At 63.7% G+C, this 23912-nt stretch carries 23 protein-coding genes and 1 riboswitch; of the genes, 13 read left to right on the forward strand and 10 right to left on the reverse strand.

Going from position 1 to position 23912, the window contains the following annotated elements; translation table 11 throughout:
* Window positions 1-163: 163 nt before the first annotated feature.
* Window positions 164-436: a late competence development ComFB family protein gene (locus tag QLG02_RS09450; protein WP_016352123.1), complete on the forward strand. Its 273-nt coding sequence runs from the start codon at window positions 164-166 to the stop codon at window positions 434-436.
* On the opposite strand, the gene QLG02_RS09455 is transcribed toward QLG02_RS09450, so the two are convergent.
* Complete coding sequence (locus tag QLG02_RS09455; protein WP_219280966.1) at window positions 431-640, reverse strand: hypothetical protein; 210 nt, start codon at window positions 638-640, stop codon at window positions 431-433. The two genes, QLG02_RS09450 and QLG02_RS09455, sit on opposite strands and share 6 nt — an antisense overlap.
* A gap of 299 nt (window positions 641-939) precedes the next feature.
* On the opposite strand from QLG02_RS09455, the gene nhaC reads away from it, so the two are divergent.
* From nhaC to QLG02_RS09490, 7 genes are all read left to right on the forward strand, one after another.
* Complete coding sequence (gene nhaC / locus QLG02_RS09460) at window positions 940-2349, forward strand: Na+/H+ antiporter NhaC (protein WP_282465049.1); 1410 nt, start codon at window positions 940-942, stop codon at window positions 2347-2349.
* Between the two features lie 106 nt (window positions 2350-2455).
* Window positions 2456-3379 (forward strand): LysR family transcriptional regulator, encoded by a 924-nt coding sequence (locus tag QLG02_RS09465; RefSeq protein WP_043127025.1) that lies wholly within the window; start codon window positions 2456-2458, stop codon window positions 3377-3379.
* Window positions 3380-3578: 199 nt separating this feature from the next.
* Window positions 3579-4724, forward strand: a complete 1146-nt coding sequence (locus tag QLG02_RS09470) for an ABC transporter substrate-binding protein (RefSeq protein WP_016352126.1) — start codon at window positions 3579-3581, stop codon at window positions 4722-4724.
* Between the two features lie 72 nt (window positions 4725-4796).
* Window positions 4797-5810: an ABC transporter ATP-binding protein gene (locus QLG02_RS09475; RefSeq protein ID WP_016352127.1), complete on the forward strand. Its 1014-nt coding sequence runs from the start codon at window positions 4797-4799 to the stop codon at window positions 5808-5810.
* The gene (locus QLG02_RS09480; RefSeq protein WP_024944801.1) at window positions 5807-6775 is read left to right on the forward strand and encodes an ABC transporter permease; all 969 of its coding nucleotides are present in this window, start codon (window positions 5807-5809) and stop codon (window positions 6773-6775) included. Before QLG02_RS09475 ends, QLG02_RS09480 begins: the two co-directional genes overlap by 4 nt.
* Window positions 6776-6782: 7 nt before the next feature.
* On the forward strand, window positions 6783-7598 hold the full coding sequence (locus tag QLG02_RS09485) for an ABC transporter permease (protein WP_282465065.1): 816 nt from the start codon (window positions 6783-6785) through the stop codon (window positions 7596-7598).
* 29 nt (window positions 7599-7627) lie between these two features.
* Window positions 7628-9058 (forward strand): gamma-aminobutyraldehyde dehydrogenase, encoded by a 1431-nt coding sequence (locus QLG02_RS09490; protein WP_282465050.1) that lies wholly within the window; start codon window positions 7628-7630, stop codon window positions 9056-9058.
* 156 nt (window positions 9059-9214) lie between these two features.
* Here the strand turns inward: QLG02_RS09490 and QLG02_RS09495 are convergent, their stop codons facing one another.
* Together QLG02_RS09495 and QLG02_RS09500 are read right to left on the reverse strand one after the other, a co-directional pair.
* Window positions 9215-9547, reverse strand: coding sequence for a hypothetical protein (locus QLG02_RS09495; RefSeq protein WP_282465051.1), 333 nt, complete (start codon window positions 9545-9547; stop codon window positions 9215-9217).
* A gap of 335 nt (window positions 9548-9882) precedes the next feature.
* Complete coding sequence (locus QLG02_RS09500; RefSeq protein ID WP_282465052.1) at window positions 9883-10749, reverse strand: EamA family transporter; 867 nt, start codon at window positions 10747-10749, stop codon at window positions 9883-9885.
* 103 nt (window positions 10750-10852) lie between these two features.
* Here QLG02_RS09500 and QLG02_RS09505 point away from each other — a divergent pair, with 103 nt between their 5' ends.
* Complete coding sequence (locus QLG02_RS09505) at window positions 10853-11311, forward strand: Lrp/AsnC family transcriptional regulator (protein WP_106551679.1); 459 nt, start codon at window positions 10853-10855, stop codon at window positions 11309-11311.
* Between the two features lie 118 nt (window positions 11312-11429).
* Here the strand turns inward: QLG02_RS09505 and QLG02_RS09510 are convergent, their stop codons facing one another.
* The 4 genes from QLG02_RS09510 to treR all read right to left on the reverse strand — a co-directional run bounded on the left by QLG02_RS09510 (window position 11430) and on the right by treR (window position 16338).
* Window positions 11430-12035 (reverse strand): sugar O-acetyltransferase, encoded by a 606-nt coding sequence (locus QLG02_RS09510; protein WP_282465053.1) that lies wholly within the window; start codon window positions 12033-12035, stop codon window positions 11430-11432.
* A 3-nt stretch (window positions 12036-12038) separates the two neighbouring features.
* Window positions 12039-13700, reverse strand: a complete 1662-nt coding sequence (treC, locus tag QLG02_RS09515; RefSeq protein ID WP_282465054.1) for an alpha,alpha-phosphotrehalase — start codon at window positions 13698-13700, stop codon at window positions 12039-12041.
* A gap of 68 nt (window positions 13701-13768) precedes the next feature.
* Window positions 13769-15199 carry a PTS trehalose transporter subunit IIBC gene (gene treB, locus QLG02_RS09520; protein WP_024944796.1) on the reverse strand — a complete coding sequence of 477 codons (1431 nt, stop codon included), beginning with the start codon at window positions 15197-15199 and terminating at the stop codon, window positions 13769-13771.
* Between the two features lie 191 nt (window positions 15200-15390).
* Complete coding sequence (treR, locus tag QLG02_RS09525) at window positions 15391-16338, reverse strand: trehalose operon repressor TreR (RefSeq protein WP_282465055.1); 948 nt, start codon at window positions 16336-16338, stop codon at window positions 15391-15393.
* Window positions 16339-16477: 139 nt separating this feature from the next.
* On the opposite strand from treR, the gene QLG02_RS09530 reads away from it, so the two are divergent.
* The 3 genes from QLG02_RS09530 (at window position 16478) to ansB (ending at window position 19138) form a co-directional block, all read left to right on the forward strand.
* Window positions 16478-17428 (forward strand): AEC family transporter, encoded by a 951-nt coding sequence (locus tag QLG02_RS09530; RefSeq protein ID WP_202011919.1) that lies wholly within the window; start codon window positions 16478-16480, stop codon window positions 17426-17428.
* A 324-nt stretch (window positions 17429-17752) separates the two neighbouring features.
* Complete coding sequence (locus QLG02_RS09535) at window positions 17753-17947, forward strand: heavy metal-associated domain-containing protein (protein WP_024944793.1); 195 nt, start codon at window positions 17753-17755, stop codon at window positions 17945-17947.
* Window positions 17948-18079: 132 nt separating this feature from the next.
* Window positions 18080-19138: an L-asparaginase 2 gene (ansB, locus tag QLG02_RS09540; protein ID WP_282465056.1), complete on the forward strand. Its 1059-nt coding sequence runs from the start codon at window positions 18080-18082 to the stop codon at window positions 19136-19138.
* A 90-nt stretch (window positions 19139-19228) separates the two neighbouring features.
* On the opposite strand, the gene QLG02_RS09545 is transcribed toward ansB, so the two are convergent.
* Window positions 19229-20215 carry a sodium:calcium antiporter gene (locus tag QLG02_RS09545; protein WP_282465057.1) on the reverse strand — a complete coding sequence of 329 codons (987 nt, stop codon included), beginning with the start codon at window positions 20213-20215 and terminating at the stop codon, window positions 19229-19231.
* 89 nt (window positions 20216-20304) lie between these two features.
* Window positions 20305-20411: riboswitch (yybP-ykoY riboswitch) on the reverse strand.
* A gap of 196 nt (window positions 20412-20607) precedes the next feature.
* Here QLG02_RS09545 and QLG02_RS09550 point away from each other — a divergent pair.
* Window positions 20608-21195: a superinfection exclusion B family protein gene (locus tag QLG02_RS09550; protein ID WP_010635988.1), complete on the forward strand. Its 588-nt coding sequence runs from the start codon at window positions 20608-20610 to the stop codon at window positions 21193-21195.
* A 60-nt stretch (window positions 21196-21255) separates the two neighbouring features.
* On the opposite strand, the gene QLG02_RS09555 is transcribed toward QLG02_RS09550, so the two are convergent.
* A complete protein-coding gene (locus QLG02_RS09555; RefSeq protein ID WP_010635987.1) occupies window positions 21256-21714 on the reverse strand; it encodes a methylglyoxal synthase in 459 nt (152 codons plus the stop codon).
* 88 nt (window positions 21715-21802) lie between these two features.
* On the reverse strand, window positions 21803-23908 hold the full coding sequence (locus QLG02_RS09560) for a DUF885 domain-containing protein (RefSeq protein WP_282465058.1): 2106 nt from the start codon (window positions 23906-23908) through the stop codon (window positions 21803-21805).
* Window positions 23909-23912 lie beyond the last annotated feature (4 nt).

Here is a 23912-nt window from a genome sequence, read left to right on the forward strand (position 1 = left end):
TTCAGGTGTTAGTGTCCCACGGATGTGAGGGTTCGAGTCCCTCTCTTCGCACCATTCATTATGCAAAAGGCCCATCACGAAAGTGATGGGCCTTTTGTTTTTAGCCCTTGTTATGACTATGCTTTTGACGACTCACCGCCCATCGTCATGCCAAGGAACGCATATGATACTGGATACCGACATTCACAACTTCTACGAGCATCTGGTGCTCAAGGAGATTGAGAGACAGGGGCTCAACCAGAAGCTGAGCGCCAACCAGATGGCCGATCTCTGCTGTCTGACCCTGAACCAGCTGCCCTCCCACTACATTCGTCACGACGTCGACATGATCTACTTCCTGACCGATGCCAAGCGTACCGAGATGGAGAAAAACGTCATCGAATCGCTCAAGCTGGCGCAAGAGAAGGTGCAAAGCGCCCCGGCCACCTCGTCATAACCAGGGCTGTTGCCAGATCAGGGCCGCGACTCCCGTCATACCGGCCACCGGCAGCAGGATCAGCGCAGGCCTCAGCCTGGGTTCGAGCATGACCCAGGCGGCCAGCAAGAAGCCCAGGCTCCACATACCGTATGCCTTGTCCTGACCCCAGCTCAGGATCGCCAGCAGCCCGATCAGCAGCATGGCTCTCACTATCCATCTCATGACACACTCCCCTCCAACAACTGATAACAATTATCATTTGTATTTTAGGAGTATGCAATCGGACTTTTCTATCGGAGTCGAATGTCCCATCGGGGCAAACAGAGCACTCAAAAACGGGTTATGAGATCAACTAATTTGTAAGTTTTTCAATCAAAACTGCATTTTTGCTAAATCAGTTGGGATTTGCCCCCCCAGGTTTGTGGTAGATTGCGGCCTCTTTTTGGGTGGGCCCCTCGGGATACGTGTATCCACAGGACGAGAGGGACTGACCTTGGCGAGCAAGAGTTTAGGAAGTATCTATGCAAAACCAACAAAACCACATCCGATTGCCGGGCATGTCACAGGTGTTTGCCTGCCTGGCCATTTTCCTGGCCCTGGCCTTCTCCTTCACCAGCGTGCTCGACCTGCCAATCCAGTTGGCACTGTTCATCGCCTGGTTCGTCATCATGGGACTCGGCATCAAGCTCGGCCATGATTACAAATCCCTGGAACAAGCCGCCGTCGACGGCGTAGCCAAGGGGATGGGGGCCATCCTGATCCTGGTCTCCGTCGGGGCGCTGGTGGGCACCTGGATTGCCGGCGGCATCGTCCCCAGCATCATCTACTTCGGCCTCAAGGTGATTCACCCGTCCATCTTCCTGCTGGCGACCCTGATCATCTGCTCGCTGACCTCGCTGGCCACCGGCACCTCCTGGGGCTCGGCCGCCACTGCCGGCATCGCCATGATGGGGATCGGCCACAGCCTCGGCGTGCCCGCGCCGCTGGTGGCGGGAGCCGTGCTCTCCGGCGTCTACTTCGGTGACAAGCTCTCCCCGCTCTCCGACTCCGTGGTACTGGCCTCGACCATGTCCAACGTCGACGTGATGGAACACATCAAGGGGATGCTGCCCATCAGCCTGTTCTCCTATGTCATCACCGCCGCCCTGTTCACCGTGGTCGGCATGCAGTACTCCGGCAACGTCAGCCTGGAGCAGGTCAACCTGGTGATGGAAGCGCTCGACAAGCAGTTCAACATCACCCCGCTGGCCATAGTCCCGGTGGTGCTGGTGCTGGGCCTGTTGGCCAACCGCAAACCCGCCTTCCCGGTGATCAGCTTCGGCGCCCTGCTGGGCCTTGCCTGGGCCATCCTGTTCCAGGACATGGATCCGGTCAAGGCGATGCACTCCGCCTACAGCCCGTTTGCCATCACCTCCGGCGTCGACTTCATCGACAACATCCTGGGCCGCGGTGGCATGGAGTCCATGCTGGGCTCGGTGGCCGTCATCATCTTCGGCTTGGGGTTTGGCGGCCTGCTGGAGAAGGTCGGCATTCTGGAAGTGATCGCCAGTGCCTTCGAGAAGCGCATCAAGGGTGCCGGCAGCCTGACTACCCACACCATAGGCACCGCCTTCCTGGCCAACGTGTTCGGCTCCGCCATGTATGTGTCGCTGATCCTGACCCCCAAGATCATGGCCAAGAACTACGACCGGCTGGGACTGGCGCGCAAGAACCTCTCCCGCAACGCCGAGTTCGGCGGCACCCTCACCTGCGGCATGGTGCCCTGGAGCGACAACGGCATCTTCATGGCCGGGGTACTGGGGGTGGCGACCCTCGACTACCTGCCCTACATGTGGCTCAGCTTCACCTGCATCATAGTGACCATCACCCTCGCCTATCTCGGCAAGGCGGTGAACCGCATCCCGGTGATCGAAGCGGCCAGCTCCCGCTAACCGCCGGAAAAACCATGACAAAAGGCGCCAGCACGGCGCCTTTTGTCTGGCCGCGATTCGAGGTTAAGCTGGCAGTCACCTTGATCACACGCGGCAGGACGCCCAGATGAACTTCACCTTTCGCCAGATCCGCTATTTCGTGGCGGTGGCCGACAGCTTCTCGGTCAGCCGCGCCGCCGCCGAGCTGCACATCTCCCAGTCGGCGGTCACCAGCGCCATCCGCGAGCTGGAGACCGAGCTCGGCGCCGCCCTGTTCGAGCGCAATCCGCGCGGCGTCAGCCTCACCACCCAGGGTCACCAGTTTCTGCTGCACGCCCGGCGCATCCTCGGCGCCATGACCGAAGCCGGCCAGTCCCTCAAGGCGGTGGCCCAGCAGGATCAGGGGCGGCTCACCATAGGCGTGACCACGCTGGTGGCCGGCTACTACCTGTCGGAGGCGCTCGGCCGCTTTCGCCGCGCCTTCCCGGCGGTGCAGATCGAGGTGAAGGAGGATGAGCAGCCCTATCTCGAGCACCAGATCGTCAACGGCGAGGTGGATGTGGGGATCCTGATGACCAACCGCACCATCCGCCAGGAGGCGTTCGATACCGAGCTGCTGACCCGCTCGCCGCTGCGGGTCTGGCTCGCCGCCAACCACCCGCTCTGCGCCGAGTCGACCCTCTCCCTCAAGGCGCTCGGCGAGGAGGCCATGATCTCGCTGACCGCCGATCAGCTGGACCAAATCATCGGCGGCGGCCTGCGCCGCTACGGCATAGCGCCGCGCATCGTGCTGCGTACCGCCTCGGTGGAAGCGGTGCGCAGCCTGGTAGCGAGCCAGCTCGGGCTCGCCCTGCTGCCGGATTTTGCCTACCGCCCCTGGTCGCTGGAGCAGGAGCGGGTCGAGGCCCGCGCCATCAAGGAGCCCATCCCCGCCATCGACATCGGCCTGGTGTGGCGGCGCGGCTCGCGGCTGGAGTGGACCGCCCGCGAGTTCATCGACATAGTGCGGGATCAGAGCCGGCTGCGGGCCCGTCAACCCCTCGCCCGCTGAGTCTGCCCCCGGCACTGTCGTGGTATCTGTCGCAGAAATTCAGATTCATCTGCACTCGATATCGATTTAACAGATACCTCTGGCGTTAAAAATTGAAATTCTCATTGCTCACGGCTTCTCCTACGCTCATGACTGGTTAACAGGATGTTAATTGTCAGCGTGGCATCACAACCGTGCCCGCCTCAGCAAGGAGAGCAAGATGAAACTGACCCCCCTCACCCTGGCCCTGATCCCCGCCCTGCTGGCAGGCCAGACCCAGGCAGCCCCCACCACCCTTGGCAAGGGTGAAGGCCAGCTCAACATCGTGGCCTGGGCCGGCTACGTGGAGCGCGGCGAGACCGACAAGAATTACGACTGGGTCACCGGCTTCGAGCAAGAGACCGGCTGCAAGGTCAACGTCAAGACGGCGGCCACCTCGGACGAAATGGTGGCATTGATGAACGAGGGGGGCTTCGATCTGGTGACTGCCTCCGGCGACGCCAGCCTGCGCCTCATCGCCGGCGGCAAGGTGCAGGCGCTCAACCTGGCGCTCATCCCGAGCTACGGCAAGATAGACCCCCGCCTGCAGAATGCTCCCTGGCACACGGTGGACGGCAAGCACTACGGCGTGCCCTACCAGTGGGGCGGCAACATCTTGATGTACAACACCAAGGTGTTCCCCAAGGCGCCCGACTCCTGGAGCGTGGTGTTCGAGGAGCAGACCCTGCCGGACGGCAAGTCCAACAAGGGGCGAGTGCAGGCGTTCGACGGCCCCATCCACATCGCCGATGCCGCCCTCTATCTGATGAGCCACCAGCCGGCGCTCGGCATCAAGGATCCCTACGAGTTGAACGAGGATCAGTACAAGGCCGCCCTCGACCTCTTGCGCCAGCAGCGTCAACTGGTGGGGCGCTACTGGCACGACGCCTTCGTCCAGATCGACGACTTCAAGAACGAGGGGGTGGTCGCCTCCGGCTCCTGGCCGTTCCAGGCCAATACCCTGATCGCCGACAAGCAGCCCATCGCCACGACGGTGCCCAAGGAGGGCGTCACCGGCTGGGCCGACACCAGCATGGTGCACAGCGAGGCGAAGAACCTGACCTGTGCCTACAAGTGGCTGGAGCACTCCCTCAACAACAAGCTGCAGGGGGATCTCGCCTCCTGGTTCGGCTCCGTGCCGGTGGTGCCGGCCGCCTGCGAGGGCAATGCCCTGCTCGGGAAAGAGGGGTGCAAAACCAACGGCATCGACAACTTCGATCGGGTGCGCTTCTGGCGTACCCCCGTCACCCAGTGCAAGAGCCAGGGGACCTGCGTTCCTTACTACCGCTGGGTCTCGGACTATATCGCCATCCTGGGTGGTCGCTGAGGTACCTCAGTAAATGCCGATATGGGGCCGGACAGGAGTCCGGCCCGCTTCCCACACAGACAAGGACGCCCCATGAATGCCGTACAATTTGACCGGGTCAGCCGCCACTATGGCGAGGTGAAGGCGGTCGACGACATCTCCTTCCAGATCCCGGCCGGTGAGTTTTTCACCCTGCTGGGGCCGAGCGGTTCCGGCAAGACCACCTGCCTGCGGATGATTGCGGGCTTCGAATACCCGAGCGAGGGGGAGATCCGGCTGTTCGGCGAGCCCTGCTCCACCGTGCCCCCCTACGATCGCAACCTCAATACCGTGTTTCAGGACTACGCCCTGTTTCCCAACATGGATGTGCGCGACAACATCGGCTATGGCCTGATGCTCAAGGGCGCCGCCAAGGCGGAGCGTTACCGCAAAGTGGACGAGATGCTGGAGCTGGTGCGCCTGCCCGGCGTCGGCAACCGCAAGCCGGGCCAGCTCTCCGGCGGCCAGCGCCAGCGCATCGCCATCGCCCGGGCGCTGATCAACCAGCCACGCATCCTGCTGCTGGACGAACCGCTCGGGGCGCTCGATCTCAAGCTGCGCGAGCAGATGCAGCTCGAACTGAAAGCCTTGCAGCGCCAGCTCGGCATCACCTTCATCTTCGTCACCCACGATCAGCAGGAGGCGCTCTCCATGAGCGACCGCATCTGCATCTTCAATCAGGGCAAGATCGAGCAGATAGCCGCGCCGGATACCATCTACGACGCCCCCGCCACCCCCTTCGTCGCCCGCTTCGTCGGCACCGTCAACCTGTTCGAGGGGGAGCAGGCCCGCCGTCTGTGCGGCGATGAGCGCCAGATGATGGTGCGTCCGGAGCGGATCCGGCTCACCGAGGCCGGCACGCCGGGCTGGTCAGGGGAGGTGCGCGAAGTGGAGTACCTCGGCCCCTTCGTGCGCTACCGGGTCGATCTCGGCGAGCAGCTCGAGCTTATCGTCAACCACCCCAACGAGGGCCAGGCCCGCCTGCCCCGTGGCGCCCGGGTCAGCCTCAGCTGGCCGGAGCAGGCGATCCATCGCCTGCACACCGCCCCTCTGGGAGCTCAACCATGAGCGCCCCCCACAGTGCGAGCCTTGCCATGAGCCAACCCACTGCCCCCCTCTCCTATCGGCCGCTGCGGCGCCTCTCCACCCTGCTCTACGGGCGGCCGGGTCTGTTGCTGGCCATCCTGCTCGGGCCGCCCCTGCTGTGGCTTGGCATCATCTATGTCGGCTCCCTGCTGATGCTGCTCTCCAACGCCTTCTTCGGGCTGGACGAGTTCAGCGGCCAGATCCGCCACGAGCTGGGGCTGCAGAACTTCGTCGCCCTGCTGCGGGCGGAGAACCTGGACGTGATCCTGCGCACCGTCGGCATGTCGCTGCTGGTAACCCTGGCCTGCGCCCTGCTCGGCTTTCCGGTGGCCTACTACATGGCGCGCTACACCAGCGGCAAGACCCGGGCCCTGTTCTACGTCGGCATCATGCTGCCGCTCTGGTCCAGTTATCTGGTGCGGGTCTACGCCTGGAAGCTGATCCTGGCCAAGGAGGGGGTCATCAGCTGGCTGGCTGATACTCTGGGACTGGACTGGCTGCTGGACGCCATCCTCTCGCTGCCGGTGATCGGGGGGCCGTCGCTGTCGTTCTCTCGCATCGGCACCTTCATCGTGTTCGTCTACGTCTGGCTGCCCTTCATGATCCTGCCCATCCAGGCGGCGGTGGAGCGGATCCCGCGCTCCTTGCTTGAGGCGAGCGGCGATCTCGGCGCCACCCCGGCCCAGACCTTTCGCACCCTGATCCTGCCGCTGGCCCTGCCCGGCGTGGTGGCGGGCTCCATCTTCACCTTCTCCCTGACGCTGGGGGACTACATCATCCCCGGCATCATAGGCAACTCCACCATGTACATAGGTCAGGTGGTCTACATGCAGCAGGGCACGGCGGGCAACCTGCCCTTCGCCGCCGCCTTCTCGCTGGTGCCGATCCTCATCATCGCCATCTACCTCACCATCGCGAAACGCTTGGGAGCCTTCGATGCGCTCTAATCAGCCCATGAAACGGGACCATGGCAGCCAGCCTTCCGGCCTGCTCAAGTACGCGGCCATCGGCAGCCTGTTGTTCCTGCACTTCCCGATCCTGTTCATCTTCCTCTACGCCTTCACCAGCGAGAGCAAGAGCTACCAGTTCCCGCCGCCCGGGCTCACCCTCAAGTGGTTCGAGGTGACCCTCAACCGCCCCGACGTGTGGCGTGCCATCCAGCTGTCGCTGGAGGTAGCGGGGCTGGCGACGCTGGCCGCCATGGTACTTGGCACTCTGGCGGCGGGGGCCATCGCCCGCAGCCGCTTCTTCGGCCAGGAGGTGGTGTCGCTGTTGCTGGTGCTGCCCATCGCCCTGCCCGGCATCGTCACCGGCATCGCGCTGCGCTCCGCCTATGGGGTGATGGAGATCCCCTTCAGCTTCTGGACCATCGTCATCGGTCACGCCACCTTCTGCGTGGTGGTGGTCTACAACAATGCGCTGGCGCGCTTTCGCCGCACCAACCAGTCACTCATCGAGGCGTCGATGGATCTCGGCGCCGACGGCTTCCAGACCCTGCGCTACGTGATCCTGCCCAACCTCGCCACCGCGCTGCTGGCGGGGGGCATGCTGGCGTTCGCCCTCAGCTTTGACGAGGTGATCGTCACCACCTTCACCGCCGGCCAGCAGACCACGCTGCCGATCTGGATGTATCAGGAGCTGATCCGGCCACGGGACAGGCCGGTCACCAACGTGGTGGCGCTCATCATAGTGGCCTTCACCACCATTCCCATTCTGCTTGCCTACTACCTCACCCGCGACGGCCAGGACGTCGCCGGCAGTGGCAAATAACGACTCAACGCGTGCGCAAGGATGCAACCATGAAACTCTCTACCCAACTCTTGATCGACGGTCAGTTCGTCACCGGTGACGGCCAGGCCGAACCCATTCTCAACCCGGCCACCGGCGAGCTTCTCGCCTCGGTGCCAGAAGCCTCGTTCGAGCAGGTTAACCGGGCGGTGAACGGTGCCCAGCGCGCCTTCGCCCAGTGGAGCCGCACCACCCCAGCCCAACGCAGTACCCTGCTGCTGCGCCTGGCCGATGCCATCGAGCGCCACGCCGAGGAGTTTGCGGCGCTCGAATCCCTCAACTGCGGCAAGCCCTATCTGGCGGTGCTCAATGACGAGCTGCCGGCGGTGGTGGACTGTTTCCGCTTCTTCGCCGGCGCGGCTCGCTGCCTGCAGGGGCCGCTGGCGGGGGAGTACATCGAGGGGCACACCAGCATGATCCGCCGCGACCCCATCGGGGTGGTGGGCAGTATCGCCCCCTGGAACTATCCGCTGATGATGGCGGCCTGGAAGATGGCCCCCGTGCTCGCCGCCGGCAATACGGTGGTGCTCAAGCCCTCCGAGCAGACCCCGCTCACCGCCCTGCGCCTGGCGGAGCTCGCCAGCGAGCTCTTCCCGCGCGGCGTCATCAACATCGTCTGCGGCCGGGGCGAGAGCGTGGGGGCGCCGCTGGTGGAGCACCCGCTGGTGCGCATGGTGTCGCTCACCGGTGACATCGCCACCGGCCAGAAAATCCTGCAGAGTGCCGCCCGCACCATGAAGCGCACCCACCTGGAGCTGGGGGGCAAGGCGCCGGTCATCATCTTTGACGATGCGGATCTGGAGGCCGTGGTGGCGGGCATTCGCACCTTCGGCTTCTACAACGCTGGCCAGGATTGCACCGCCGCCTGCCGCATCTACGCCCAGGGCAAGATCTACGACAAGTTCGTCGCCGCCATGACCGAGGCGGTGGCCTCCATCAAGGTGGGCGGCCCACGCGAGGAGGGGGTGGAGATGGGGCCGCTCATCTCGGACAGACAGCGCAACCGGGTGGCCAGCTTCGTGGAGCGGGCCCAGAGCAGTGGTCACGTGGAGGTGACGGCGGGGGGCAAGATCCGTCCCGGCAACGGCTTCTTCTTCGAGCCGACCCTGATCGTCCATGCCCGCCAGGAGGATGAAATCGTGCGCCGCGAGGTGTTCGGCCCGGTGGTGTCGGTGACCCGCTTCAGCGACGCCGAGCAGGTGGTGCAGTGGGCCAACGACTCGGACTACGGCCTCGCCAGCTCGGTCTGGACCCGGGATCTCGGCCTTGCCAGCAAGGTGGCCAGCCACCTGCAGTACGGCTGCACCTGGATCAACACCCACTTCATGCTCACCTCCGAGATGCCCCACGGCGGCATGAAGATGTCGGGCTACGGCAAGGATCTCTCCCTCTACGCGCTGGAGGACTACACGGTGCCGCGCCACATCATGCTCAAGCTATGAGGCTCGGCCAACCGAACACGAAAAGCAGAAGGCCCCGCATGGCGGGGCCTTCTCTCTGAGCACTCTGCATCTTCACGCCACTGTGGCGGTCATGGCCGGGGACGGTACCGGTCGTACCGGTGCGGTCTGCGGCCATCGAGCCAGGGCGTCGTCGGCTTAGCGCTGCTTGCCGCTGCCGATACCGAACGGAATGCGGTAGTCGCTGCTCTGATCACCCAGGCTCACGGTCAGGTTGCCCTGGGTGCGGCTCGGGATCTGCACTTGCTGGGTGCCCATCAGGTTGGCATGAACGGAGGCAACCACGTCGCCAGACTCGTCACGCACTTCCAGCATGGGGTTGCCCTTGCCTTCCACCGCGGCGGTCGCGTGCCAGTTCACAAACAGCACGCCCGGGGCGGCGTTGAAGTCAGCCGGAACGGAAGCCTGGGCGAAACCTGCGGTCATCAGGCCTGCAACGGCCAGCATCTTGATTACGTTTTTCATGTTCATTCACTCTCTTGGTTTTTATGTCATTGCCTGGGCCGACGGGCCCGAATCAATGCATCCTTGCAAGAGGTTATTCAAATAGTGTGTTGTTCTTTCACCGACATCCGGCACCCTGTTTGAGAATGCCACAGCCTTGAACGACCAGTTATTTGGCCGCTTGGCGTTCCTGCCTAAGCGTTGAGTGAATATTAAACATCCAGGCCCGCCATTGTTAGCGAGATAAACTGGCCTACATGTTCAAAAAATCTGAAGTGGCTGTACATCCCGGGTTCAGCGAAGAGCAGACCCCCACCGGCAGGGTAATGAGCGTAATCCGGCTGCCATACGGGCCCGGCACATCACGCCGGCTCGGTACGCCGGCGCCCGCCTTGCCAGGTGGTCCCCATGGAGGCGACGATGATCGCCGCTATCCCCAGCCACTGGGCCGGGGGCAATTGTTCCCCCAGCAACAGCAACCCCATCAGGGCCCCCATGGCGGGTTCACCGCTGGTCAGAATGCCGTAGCTCTTGAGCGGCAGCCGGCGCAGGGCAAACATCTCGAGGGAGTAGGGAATCGCGCTGGAGAGCAGCCCTACCCCCACGATGGTCAGCACCACGGGCAGGGTGAAGGTGGCCTCGCTCGCACCACCGAGGCCGAAGGGCAGTACCAGCAAGGCCCCCACCCACATGCCCAGTGCCGGCGCCTGCGCCCCCAGCAGGGCACCGGCCCGCTTGCCGGTCAGCATATAGAGCCCCCAGAACACCCCGGCCCCGAGCGCCAATGCCGCCCCCAGGGGATCGAGGGTCTGTTCGGCCGCCCGCAGCGGCAGCAACAACAGCAGGCCGACGATGGCCAGCGCCAGCCAGAGGAAGTCTGCCCGATGGCGCGAGCCGAGCAGCGCCACCGTCAAGGGGCCGATGAACTCGATGGCCAGCGCCACGCCGAGAGGGATCCGCTCGATCGCCAGATAGAAGAGCAGATTCATTGCTCCCAGCGACAGCCCATAGGGGATGGCCCCCAGCAGGGTGCGTCGATCGAAGGGCATTCGCCAGAGACGAAACACCAGCGAGAGGAGCAGGGCGGCGCATCCCAGTCGGAACAAGGTGGTACCGGCAGCTCCGATCAGGGGAAACAGGGACTTGGCAAGCGAGGCGCCGAGGGTAATCGACAGCATGGCGAGGATGACCGCCAGCAGGGAGGAGAAAGCAGTGGTGTGCGGTGGCATCTTGTTCAAACCTGAGCAGACAATGAGAAGTAAAATATATCTGGCGACGGCCGTAATTTCGGTCTAAAACTGGCCCTATTCGATAATTTTTATCTCTCTCCCCATGACCGACAAATTCGATCTGCTCATCCTCGCCGAATTGCAGCAGGATGCCCGCCTGCCGATCCCCGAGCTGGCCCACCGGGTCGGCCTCTCGGCACCGGCCTGTTACCGCCGCGTGCGGGCGCTGCGGGAGGCTGAACTCATCGAGCGGGAGGTGGCGCTGGTGGCACCCGCCACCATGGGCTGGCCCATCACCATGCTGGTGCTCGTGACGCTGGAGCGGGATCACGGCCGCATCATCGATGAGATGATCGCCAGCCTGCAAGGGGAGCCGGAGGTCATGGACCTCTGGTACGTCACGGGGGAGCAGGACTTCGTACTGCAGGTCGCCGCACGGGACATGCAGAGCTACGACCTGTTTACCCGGCGGGTGCTGCATGCCAGGGAGCAGGTACGCAGCTTCAAGACCCTGGTGGTCATGAAACAGCACAAACGCTGCGGAGCCTTGCTGCCTGCCTGAGGTGAGAACGCACTGCCCGATCGGGCCGGCACGCCCTTGGGAAGAAATCAGATGAAAGATGGCGCCTTGAACGCGGCGCCAGAGGTCAACCGGGGCGGGATTGCCCGCCCCGGCTGGGTCAGACCGCTGCCAGCTCCTCCGCCGTCATCGGCCGCAACACCTTGCAGGGGTTGCCGGCCGCCACCACGCCCGCCGGCACATCCTTGGTCACCACCGAACCCGCGCCGATGACGCTGTTGTCCCCTATGGTGACGCCGGGGCAGATGACGACGCTGCCACCGATCCAGACGTTGTGGCCGATCCGCACCGGCTTGCCGAACTCCACCCCCTTGATGCGCGGCGCCACCGCCACCGGATGAGCGGCGGTGTAGATCTGCACCCCGGGCGCCAGCAGCACGTTGTCGCCGATGTGCACCTCGCACACGTCGAGGATGGTGCAGCCCACATTGGCGTAGAAGTTCTCCCCCACGAAGATGTTGGCGCCATAGTCGCAAAAGAACGGCGGGTTGATGGCGCACGCTTTGCCACGGCCGCCCAGCAGTTCATGGAGCAGGGCATCCCGCGCCGGTTTCTCCTGCCAGCTGGTGTTGAAGGTGTGATAGAGCCGGCGGCAACGCTCGCGCGCCGCTTTGAGCTCGGGGTCGCCTGCATCATAAGGCGCCCCCGCCACCATCTTCTGCCACTCGGCGCCGCGCACTACCGCCTTTGTCATCACCTCGCTCATCACCTACTCCACCAGCCAGATCAGGGATTCATAAGGGCGCAGCATACAGGACTGCGGCCGGGCCGGGCTATCCGGGTAGTTGCCCAGCAGCAGGCGCCCCTTGCCGGTGGCCAGCTCGTCCGGCAGGGCAAAGGTGGCCGGCTCGCCGTAGAAGTTGCTCACCACCAGCAATGTCTGGCCGTTGGCGCGGCGGGCATAGGCCCAGATCTGCGGATGCCCTGCCAGCAGCTCCTGATAATCCCCCTGAGTGAAGATGGGGTGCGCCTTGCGCAGGCGGATCAGATCCCGGTAGTGCCAGAACACCGAGTGCTGGTCGGCCAGCGCCGCCTCGGCGTTGATCACCGGGTAGTTGGCGGCGGGCTTGAGCCAGGGCGTTCCGCTGGTAAAGCCGGCGTTGGGGGCGGCGCTCCACTGCATCGGGGTGCGCGAGTTGTCGCGGGACTTGGCGCCGAGAATGGCCAGGATCTCGGCCTCGCTCATCCCCTCGGCCTGCTTGATGGCGAAGATGTTGCGGCTCTCCACATCCTGATAGTCATCGATGCGCTGATAGCCGGGGTTGGTCATGCCGATCTCCTCCCCCTGATAGATGTAGGGGGTGCCTTGCAGGCCGTGCAATGTGCTGGCCAGCATCTTGGCGGCCACCACCCTATGCTCGCCCTCGTCACCGAAGCGGGAGACGATGCGCGGTTGATCGTGGTTGCACCAGAACAGCGCCGACCACCCCTTGCCATGCATGCCGCTCTGCCAGTGGTTGAAGATGCGCTTGAGCTCGAGGAAATCGAACGGCGCCTTGGTCCACTTGTCGCCGTTGGGGTAATCCACCTTGAGGTGGTGGAAGTTGAACACCATGGAGAGCTCGGAGCCATCGAGGGCGCCATAGCGCTGGCAGTGCTCCAGCGAAGTAGAGGACATCTCCCCCACCGTCATGGCGCCGACCGGGGCAAAGACGTCGCGGCTCACATCCTGCAAGAACTCGTGGATACGCGGCCCGTCGGTGTAGAAACGGCGGCCATCGCCAATCTCGTCATTCGGGAACGCCTGATCCTTGGAGATGAGGTTGATGACGTCGAGCCGGAAACCGTCCACCCCCTTCTTGGCCCAGAAGTGGATGATGTTTTTCACCTCGGCACGTACCGCCGGGTTCTCCCAATTGAGATCCGCCTGCTCGCGGGCAAACAGGTGCAGGTAGTACTGACCGGTGGCTGAGTCCAGCTCCCAGGCGCTGCCACCAAACTTGGATTGCCAATTGTTGGGCACGCCGCCATCCACCGGATCGCGCCAGATGTAGTAGTCGCGGTAGGGGCTGTTCTTGTCCCCCTGCGCCGACTTGAACCAGGCGTGCTCGGTGGAGGTGTGGTTGACCACTATATCCATCACGATGCGGATGTCGCGCGCGTGGGCGGCGGCCAGCAGCGCCTCGAAGTCGGCCATGGTGCCGTAGGCGGGGTCGATGGCAAGGTAGTCGGCGATGTCGTAGCCGTTGTCCACCTGCGGGGAGACGTACACCGGAGTCAGCCAGAGGGCATCGACACCGAGGGTCTTGAGATAGTCGAGGCGGGCCATGATCCCCCTGAGATCGCCGGTGCCACGGGCAGCGGAATCCTGAAAGCTCTTGGGGTAAATCTGGTAAATCACGGCACTCTGCCACCAGGGTGTTTGGCTCATGGGTCTTGCTCTTGTCTCGGATGAAAAAGGGAGAGGGCGACCCCTGCGGGTCGCCCTGATGCGTGGGATCAGGCGCTGGCCTGGGCCAGCTTGCCGGCCGCCTGCTGGCGCTTGTAAACCAGCAGGGTCAGCACCACAGGCACCACGATGGCCACCAGCATGGCGAGGGAATAAACGGCCCAGTATTGCGGCTGGATGGAGAGGATGCCCGGCAGGCCCCCTACCCCGATGCCGTTGGCCATCACCCCGGCGAAACCGCAGATGAGGGCCGCAAGGCTGGAACCCACCATGGCGCACAGCATGGGGAACTTGTACTTGAGGTTGATGCCGTACATGGCTGGCTCGGTCACCCCCAGGTAAGCGGAGATGGCGGCAGGCACCGAGATCTCCCGCTCGTTCTCCTTGCGGCTGATCAGAATGATGCCGACGACCGCAGACGCCTGGGCGATGTTGGAGAGGGCGATCAGCGGCCAGATCGGGGTGCCACCCATGCTCTGCATCAGCTGCAGATCCACCGCGTTGGTGGTGTGGTGGATGCCGGTGATGACCAGCGGCGCATAGAGGAAGCCGAACAGGGCGGCACCGATGGGGGCGAACGAACCTGTCATGGCGGCCTTGGCGGCAAAGCCGACGCCGTCACCCAGCCAGCGACCGAACGGACCGATAAAGGCGTGGGCCACGATCACTGCCAGCAGCAGGGAGATGAAGGGGACGATCACCAGATAGAGATAGGCCGGAATGATGCGCTTGAGGTTGGTCTCCACCCAGGCCAGGAATACCCCCGCCAGCAGGGCCGGAATGACCTGGGCCTGATAACCCACCTTCTGGATCACGAACAGGCCGAAGTCCCACACCTCTGGGGTCTGCTGACCGATGCCGTAGGCGTTCATCAGTTGCGGGGAGACCAGGGTGATACCGAGCACGATACCCAGGATCTCGGAGCCACCCATCTTCTTGACCGCAGACCAGCAGACGCCCACCGGCAGGAAGTGGAAGATCGCCTCGCCCAGCAGCCAGAGGAAGGCGTGAACCTGGGCCCAGAACTGGCTGATCTCGGTGAGGGAATGGGTGCCATCGTCGAACATCTTGATGTCGCCGATGACGTTGCGAAAGCCCAGGATCAGACCGCCTGTGATGATGGCGGGCAGCAGCGGCACGAAGATCTCCGCCAGATGGGAAATGCCCCGCTCCAGCGGGTTCATGTTCTGGCGCGCCGCCTGCTTGGCGGCCTCCTTGCTGCCACCACTGACGCCGATCTCTTCGGTCAGCGCCTTGTACCACTGCTCCACCTCGTTGCCGATGACTACCTGAAACTGGCCACCCTGGGTGAAGCTCCCCTTCACCGCCGGGATGGTTTCGATGGCCTTGCTGTCGGCTTTGGCCGGATCGTTCAGGACGAAGCGCAGCCGGGTCAGGCAGTGGCTGACGGTGGCGATGTTCTCCTTGCCACCGATCTTGTCGATGAGCGTGGCCAGGTGTTGTGCGTTGATCTTGGACATGAGTCTTCCCTCTGTGACTCCATTGATATTGGTCTGCGTCGCCCTTTTGGGCCAGTCAATGGGCCCGAGCGTTTTTGGTATCGTTCCCATTTAGCATGCCGACAATCTGGCCAGATCAAAATGGGAACGTTCCCATTTCGTGGCCGAGCTCACAAAAAGCACAGTTTTTGTGCAGGACTAGGTGATGGCAATCACAGAGGGTGGCTGGGGGCTATGGTCGCCAGCGGGGGCAGATCCTGCTCGATCTGGCCGAGCAGCTGACGGGCCGCCTGCTCGCCCGCCCCCTTGTAGCCGAGATCCAGGCTGAGGGCGTTGGGGAAGAGAAAGCTGAGCATGGGGTTGTTGCCAAGGCCGGTCACCAGCACCTCGCTGCGCCCCTGCTCCTGCAGGTACTTCGCCGCGCCGATGGCGAGGGTGTCGCTGGCGCAGACCAGGGCGCCAGTGGTCGGGGTGAGCAGCTCCCCCGCCAGCCTATAGCCACTCTGCAGGCTGAGATCGCCGAGGGCGCTGCGCGCCGCCAGCCCCTGCTCGGCACAGTAGCCGAGGTAGGCGTCGAGCCGGCGCTGGCCGGTGGTGAGGTCGCTGGTATCCACCCCCAGATAGGCGATGTCGCGAATGCCGCGGGCGGCGAGCTGATCCAGCATAGTGTGCACCGCACCGGCATCGTCAAAACAGACCGAGGAGAAGCCGGGGTGATCGCGGGCGACCAGCACCAGCTTCTCCCTGAGCGGCGCCATGGCGGCATAGTCCAGGTCGTTGAAGGCGAACAGGATGATGCCATCCACCCCGCGCCGTTCCAGCACCGCCAGATGCTCCTGCACTTTGGCAGGGGAGAACTTGCTCTCCATCAGCACGGCGTCGTAACCGCGCTGGTAGAGGGTCTCCAGCATGCCGCGCACCGCCTGGTTTTCCGAGCTGGAGTCGAGCCGCGAGACGATGATCCCCACCACCTGCTGGCTCTGGCTGCGCATGGCCCGTGCCGACTTGCTCGGCACGAAGCCGTGTTCGGCGATGATCTGATCCACCCGGTCGCGCGTCGCCTGCTTCACCTTGGGATCCTGATTGAGCACCCGAGAGACGGTCGACTTGCCGACACCACTGAGTCGGGCGATATCGAGGATGGTCAGTTTTTTGTCCATGAAGTGGCTCACAGGGGCTCGGCGGTGGAATTGCCCACATTGTTGTGATTAACCCCTGTGAATACAAGCCCATGGCGTTAGAATGCCCCTTTGGCCCCGGCGAACGCCGTGCCACTCGCCATCGCACAGGACGCGTATTATGGATCTGTTGGCAAGTCTGCACTTCTCCCTCTCCATCACGGGCCCCATCTGCGTGGTGCTGCTGCTCGGCATCTGGCTCAAGCAGCTGGGTCTGTTGCCCGACAGCTTTGTCGAGTCCGCCTCCCGCCTGGTGTTCCAGGTCACCCTGCCCGCCCTGCTGTTCCTCAGCATGGTGCGCACCGACTTTTCCACCATGCCGAGCCCCTGGCTCATCCTCTACGGCCTGCTCGGCACCCTCACCGGCTTTCTGGTGCTGGAGCTGCTGGCGGCCCGCTTCATCCCCGAGCGGCGCCAGCGCGGCATCTTCGTGCAGGGCAGCTTTCGCGGCAACATGGGGATCATGGGGCTGGCTTATGTACAGAACGCCTACGGTGCCGAGGGGATCGGCGCCGCCGCCCTGCTGGTGGGCTCGGTCACCGTGCTCTACAACGTACTCGCGGTGATCACCCTGACCCGCAGCCTGGGGGGCAGCAAGGGGATCAAGCCAATCCTCAAGGGGATCGCCAAAAACCCGCTGATCATCGCCATTCTGTCCGCCCTGCCCTTCGGCCTGCTCGGCATCGAGCTGCCCCAGCTGGTGATCACCACCGGCAGCTACTTCGCCAACATGACCCTGCCGCTGGCCCTGCTCTGCACCGGCGCCAGCCTCAACCTCAAGGCCCTGCGCGGGGGCGCCCTGCTGACCGGCTGGGCCACCGCCAACCGGCTGTTCTGCATCCCGGTGCTGCTGGTGATGGGCGCCTGGGCGCTGGGCTTCAGCCCGCAGGCGCTCGGTATCCTGTTTCTCATCAGCTCCACCCCCACCGCCGCCGCCAGCTATGTGATGACCCGCGCCATGGGGGGCGACAGCGTGCTGGCAGCCAACATCATCGCCACCACTACGCTGGGTTCTCTGGTCAGCACCAGCCTGGGTGCCGCCCTGATGAACTACCTGGGGCTGATGGGCTAACCAGCAGCAAACGTGCTGGCCGCCAACATCACCGCCACCACCACGCTCGGTTCTCTGGTCAGCACCAGCCTGGGCGCCGCCCTGATGAACTACCTGGGACTGATGGGCTAGCCAGCAGCAAACGTGCTGGCCCCCATGCAATCATCGCCACCACCACGCTGGGTTCTCTGGTCAGCACCAGCCTGGGCGCCGCCCTGATGAACTATCTGGGGCTGATGGGCTAACCAGCAGCAAACGTGCTGGCCCTCCATGCAATCATCGCCCCTTGACCTTGCCGCGGGCGGCAGCTTTACGCTGACTGCCTATCAACAGAGGAGATATCCCATGACCATCGAACTCACCGTCTCCGGCATGTCCTGCGGTGGCTGCGCCGCCAGCCTGCAAAAAGCCCTGCTGGCCCAGCCTGCCGTCAGCAGCGCCAGCGTCGACTTTGCCAGCAGCAAGGCCGTCATCGAGAGCGAACTGAGCAAGGCCGAGCTGATCGCCCTCATCGAAGCCAAGGGCTTCTCAGCGAGTTAAATTATCTCTATATAGGTATAAAACAGGTTAAAATTCTGTACCCAGCTGTTTTTTGGTGAGAGTCATCACAAACCCCGGCAACAGAAAGCGCAAACTTGCTGCAATTTTTCTCACCTCAGAAGGATTTGCTGCATGACTCTCCCGATCCGCAAGACCCTGCTCGCCACCGTCCTCGGCCTGACCCTCTCCCCGATGGCCATGGCCCTGCCCAACGTCCATATCCTGGCCACCGGCGGTACCATTGCCGGGGCGGGACAGTCCGCCACCCAGTCCAACTACGAGGCCGGCAAGGTGGCCATCGAGACGCTGATCGCCGCCGTGCCCGAGATGAAGAACGTGGCCGACGTGCAGGGTGAGCAGGTGGTCAAGATCGGCTCCCAGGACATGAACGACGAGGTGTGGCTCAAGCTGGCCAAGCGGGTCAACGAGCTGCTGGCCAAGGATGACGTGGACGGCATCGTCATCACCCACGGCACCGACACCATGGAAGAGACCGCCTACTTCCTCAACCTGACCGTCAAGAGCGACAAGCCGGTGGTGCTGGTCGGCGCCATGCGCCCCTCCACCGCCATGAGCGCCGACGGCCCGATGAACCTCTACAACGCCGTGGTGACCGCCTCTGACCCCGCCTCCAAGGGACGTGGCGTCATGGTGGCGATGAACGACACCGTGCTCGATGCCCGCGACGTCACCAAGACCAACACCACCGGGGTGCAGACCTTCGCCTCCCCCAACTTCGGCCCGCTCGGCTACATCCACAACGGCAAGATCGACTACCAGCGCAGCCCGGCCCGTCTGCACACCAGCAAGACTCCGTTTGACGTGAGCAAGCTCGACAAGCTGCCGCAGGTCGGCATCGTCTACAGCTACGCCAACGCCACCGATCTGCCGGCCAAGGCGATGGTGGATGCCAAGTTCGACGGCATCGTCAGCGCCGGGGTGGGCAACGGCAACCTCTACCACACCCTGTTCGACACCCTGGCCAAGGCGAGCAAGGACGGCATCCGGGTTGTGCGCTCCGCCCGCGTGCCGACCGGTTCCACCACCCTGGATGCCGAGATCGATGACGCCAAGTACGGCTTCGTCGCCGCCGAGGCCCTCAACCCGCAGAAGGCGCGGATCCTGTTGATGCTCTCGCTCACCCAGAGCAAGGATCCAGCCCAGATCCAGCGCTGGTTCCAGCAGTTCTGACCGCCCTGCCGGCATCGGCCGGCATGGGGTGATGACAACAACAAGGGCGGGACAAGATCCCGCCCTTTTGCATCTGGTATGGCTGGTGCCTCAGTTCGCCATCAGCCAGCCGCAGAAGCCAAGATAGATCAGCCCCACCCAGGCGAGCCTGTCCGCCGTCATCCGCTCCCGACTGAACCCCCACCACAACAGCACGACCGCCAGCAGCGTCACCAGCGAGGAGACCATCATGGTGCTGTCCAGCAGCCAGGGGGTGAACAACAGGCAGAACGCCTTGGGAATGGTGCCCTGGATCATCATGGCCCCCGAGATATTGGCCAGCGCCAGCCGGTGCTTGCCCTGCCGCACCCAGATCAGCACGTTCATCAGCTCGGGCATCTCGGTCGCCACCGGGCTCAGCAACAGGGCCGCCAGCACCGGCGAGAGGCCGAACAGCTCGCCCATGCTCTCCAACTGGTGAACGAACAGCTGGGCCGCCAGCGCCACCACCACCAGCGCCACCAGCGTTTGCAGCAGCACCTTGCCGAGCGCCGGGATCTCGGCACCCGGATCCAGCTTGAGGGGCTCTGGCAACTCGACCTCGTGGCTGTCGGTCTGTTTCAGCTCGCGCCGCACATAGACCAGATACACCAGCACGAACAGCGGGGCCAGCCAGGTTTTACCGGTGAAGGCCACCATGCCGAGGGCCACCGCCACCAGGAAGATGCCGACGAACCAGGCCTGATCGCGGCCTATCTCGCGCTGCACCTCGCCGTCGATGGCCCTGTGCTCGCGGCTCATGCACAGCAGCAGGGTCACGCCGACGGCGGCATAGCCAATGGTGGAGAGTACCAGCGGACCGCCGAGGGCGGCGCCTATCCCGATCTGCTGCTGAGCGGGGGCATTCCCCATCAGCAATGCGGTCAGGGTGACGATGCATTCGGGCAGGGCCGTGCCGAGGGCCGCCAGCAGGGAGCCGGTGGCACTCTGGGAGAACTTGAAGTGGTGGCCGGTCCATTCGATGCCGTTGACGAAATATTCGCAGGCCAGATAGATGGTGACGGCAGAGAGCAGAAATAACAGCAGGGTGATCAGCATGATGAGTAACCGCCAGGCGAGCAGAACAACCAATGGACCCGATACGGCTCGCCCGGCTGGCTTGCATATCGAGGCCAAAGGTCTTGCAGAGCGATGGATGCCATCGCCGCCCATGCCATGGATCTGAGGATCCAAGAATGTTGACATGAGCCCTGCCCGGATCACGGGCGGGTTGCTACTCCCCTATGACAGTGCGGGCTTTTTACCAAGTTGAGCGCCGCCTCACAAGGCAAACTAATGATCATTCGCTCAACAAGTTGTAAGGGAATGTAACCGTGCCCTCCACCGGCTTTGTCGTCCGGATCCACTCCCCCTGCCGGTAAACGCTTCGCCTTGGCACACCGTTTGCTATGAGATGACTACTGTCCACACTGATTTGGGAAGGGTGAACGATGAAACGGTGGATCCAACATTTCTATCAACTGAACCGCCTCAACTGGCTGATGGTCTGGCTGCTGCTCTGCTGCAGCATCATCCTGCTGTTTCCGGCCGGTTTGATGAAGGGGGCCGTCAGCCAGTGGGCCGCCACACACGCCGCCTGGCTCGGTGTCGGCATGCTGATCGCCATCTCCTACTTCTGCAGTCAGGGCTTCCTGATCGCCTGGGAGTGGGCCTGCGACGAGTGGCAGTCCCGCCGCCAGCAGGATCAGCTGGCCCAGATGATCTCCTTTCTCGACTTCAACGAGAAGGCGGTGCTGCGCGAGTTCGTGCTGCAGCGCAAAAGCGTCATAAACTTGCCGATCACCGAGCCTGCCGTCAAAAACCTGATGGATGCCGGCGTACTGACCTATGCCTATGGCAAACCGGTGCGCGAGAAAGAGGACGAGAACCAGATCCGCGCCCTGATGATCGCCTTGCCAGCCCGGCCGCTGCTCACCTACAAGGTGCTGGGGTTGTCGCGCGGCAAGATGAGCGACGAGCAGGTGGAGCAGATCATGAATGCCAGACCCAAGTTCGCGCAGAAAAGCTTTCAGCGCTGATCTTCGTTCCCGCCAATAAAAAGAGCCGGCCCTGTGGCCGGCTCTGTCGTTTCCGCCCCGTTACTGGGTTCTGGCCTTGAGATAGCCGGCATAGTCCGGGATCTGCACGCTGAACGCCTGGCGCATGTGGGGGCTGTCCATGATGAAATCGGCGGTCGCCTCGTTGGTGGCGACCGGGATGTTCCAGACTGCCGCGAGGCGCAGCAGCGCCTTCACGTCCGGATCGTGGGGCACCGCATTGAGGGGATCCCAGAAGAAGATCAGCACGTCGATCTTGCCCTCGGCGATCAGGGCGCCGAGCTGCTGGTCGCCCCCCATCGGGCCGGAGAAGAGACAGGTGATGGGCAGTTGTGCCTGCTTGCCGAGCATGGTGCCGGTGGTGCCGGTGGCGTAGAGGTGGTGGAGCTTGAGCTCCTCCTTGCGCCGCATCACCCAGTTCAGCAGGGGAGTCTTCATGTTGTCGTGAGCCACCAGCGCCACTCGCTTGTGGGCCGCCATCTCACGGGCGATCTGTTCCATGGACATCATCCGTAGCAGTGTTGTTTGAATAGAGCCGTATCCTAATCGAAAGCGGCGCCCGTTGCCTTGCCGGGCGCCGTAACTGTGATCACTTCGACTGTTCAATCCACTGCTTGTTCTTCTGCTCCAGCACCGAGATGGGCAGCATGCCGTATTCCAGCACATGGTGGTGGAACGCCTTGAGGTCAAAGCCTCCGCCCAGCGCCTGCTCCGCCGACTCCCGCATCCGGATCAGCGCCAGCTGGCCTGCCTTGTAGGAGGTCGCCTGGCCGGTGTAGGCCATGTAACGCGGCACTTCGGAGCTGATGTCCCCCGCCCCCAGCGCCGAGTTCTCCTTCATGTAGTTGACGGCCTGGTCGTGGCTCCAGCCATACCAGTGGATGCCGGTATCCACCACCAGCCGCATGGCCCTCAGCATCTCCTCGTTGAGGCGGCCGAAGTACTGCAGCTGGTTGTTGAAGGCGGACGATCCCTCGACCTTCACGTCCCCCACCGCCGGATCATAGAGCCCGCGCCCCTGATAGAGCCCCATGTCGTGATCCGCCAGGTATTCGGTGTAGAGCGCCCAGCCCTCCGCATAGGCGGTGTAGGAGGCGTTCGCCACGTACTGCGGGAAGTCGGGATCCTTGGCGGCCAGCTCCTGGGCGATGGTGATCTGGAAGTGGTGGCCTGGCGCCGCCTCGTGGGCCAGCAGGGTGCTGATGTTCCAGCTCTGCAGACCATAGGGGTAGTAGGTGTTGAGGAAGAACTGCCCCTTGCGGCCGGTCTGCGGGTTGCCGTCCTGATACCAGGCCACCCCGCCGTATGGCGCATCCGCATAGGAGACGGGCACCACCTCGTAATCCAGCTTGGGAATGGTGCGCTCGGCATCGAAGAAGTCCGGCAGCACCAGCGCCGCCTTGCTCTTGAAGGCATTGTACTCCTGCAGTGCCCGCTCGTGTTCGGCCAGCGCCTGCTGCTGCGGCCCGCTCAGAGTCGCACCGGCTGCATTGTCCGGGTTGAGGGCGGCGGACCAGACCGCCAGCGGATTCTGGTAGAAGAAAGCCGGCTCGTTCAGATAGCGGAAGAAGGCGTAGATCTGGCCGCTCTGCTTGCTTTGGGTCACGTCGTCGCTGTCACACTTGCCGACGGTATGGCACACCTTGACCATGGCGCCGAAGATCCGCTCCACCTCGCTCAGCCCCAGCGCATGCACCTGCTCCGGCGTCATGTCGGTGGTGGTGTGCTTCTTGAGCAGCCAGCGATACCAGTCACGCCCGTTGGTCATGCCGCAGAAACCGTCGTCGCACTCGCCGCTGCCAAGGCGCACCGCATAGGCGCCGCCGTGCTGGTAATCCAGGTAGTCACGCAGCGCCAGATAGCGGCCGTTGATGCTGTCCAGCACCCCCTTGTACTCGCTGCGCAGCGCCTCGTCCGCCTCTCCCGGCAGTTGCTGCCAGCCGAGATAGGCGCCGGCGATCGCCTCCCCATCCAGCTTGCTGTTGAGCTGGGCCAGCAGCCGGTCCACCAGCTCGTCCGGCAGAGTGTTGCCCTGAGCACTGCCCAGTTCGAACTGGTGCTTCACCTCGGCAAGGTAGCCGTCATAGGCCTTGAGCCAGGTGAGATGATCCTGATACCAGGCCAGTGGCACGGTGGCGGCCCTCGCCTTGCTCACCGGAACCGGTGCCGCAGCCGGGCGATCGAGGTCGCGCCGCCAGGCGGCATCCCCCGGTGCGACCCGCTCGGCCGAGCTCTGCTCGAAGTAGTCGAAGCCACCCTCGACGGTGCGGGCGGCCCTGCCACTGGCCGGAGCGGCCCCCACCTCATCGGCCAGCTCCACCACCCGGTTGCGGAAGTGATGGATCGGGATCTGCGACTGGGGCAGATCGTAACCTGCCAGGTTGATCTGCAGATCCCAGCGGATCATGTCGTAGAACAACCGGTCCCGCTCGCTCAGCACGCTCGAGTCCAGGGCATCCAGCCGTTTGAGCAGGGAACTGTCGAGGGCCTTGCGCTTGGCGATGCTGGCGGCATCGATGGCAAAACCGTAGGGGTCGAGCGCCTGGCCTTCGCGCAGGGCCTCGTCCATGGTCTGCATCAGAGAGGCCTTGGTGGCGGCGGGATCCGCCGGGGCGTTGGAGCTGTTGTCGTTGCAGGCAGCGAGCGAGAGTGCGATGGCGCAAGCCAGCGCCAGCTTGTTGGGCAAGAAGTGCATGGTG

The organism is Aeromonas sp. V90_14, from assembly GCF_029967615.1.
Classification (GTDB): Bacteria; Pseudomonadota; Gammaproteobacteria; order Enterobacterales; family Aeromonadaceae; genus Aeromonas; species Aeromonas hydrophila.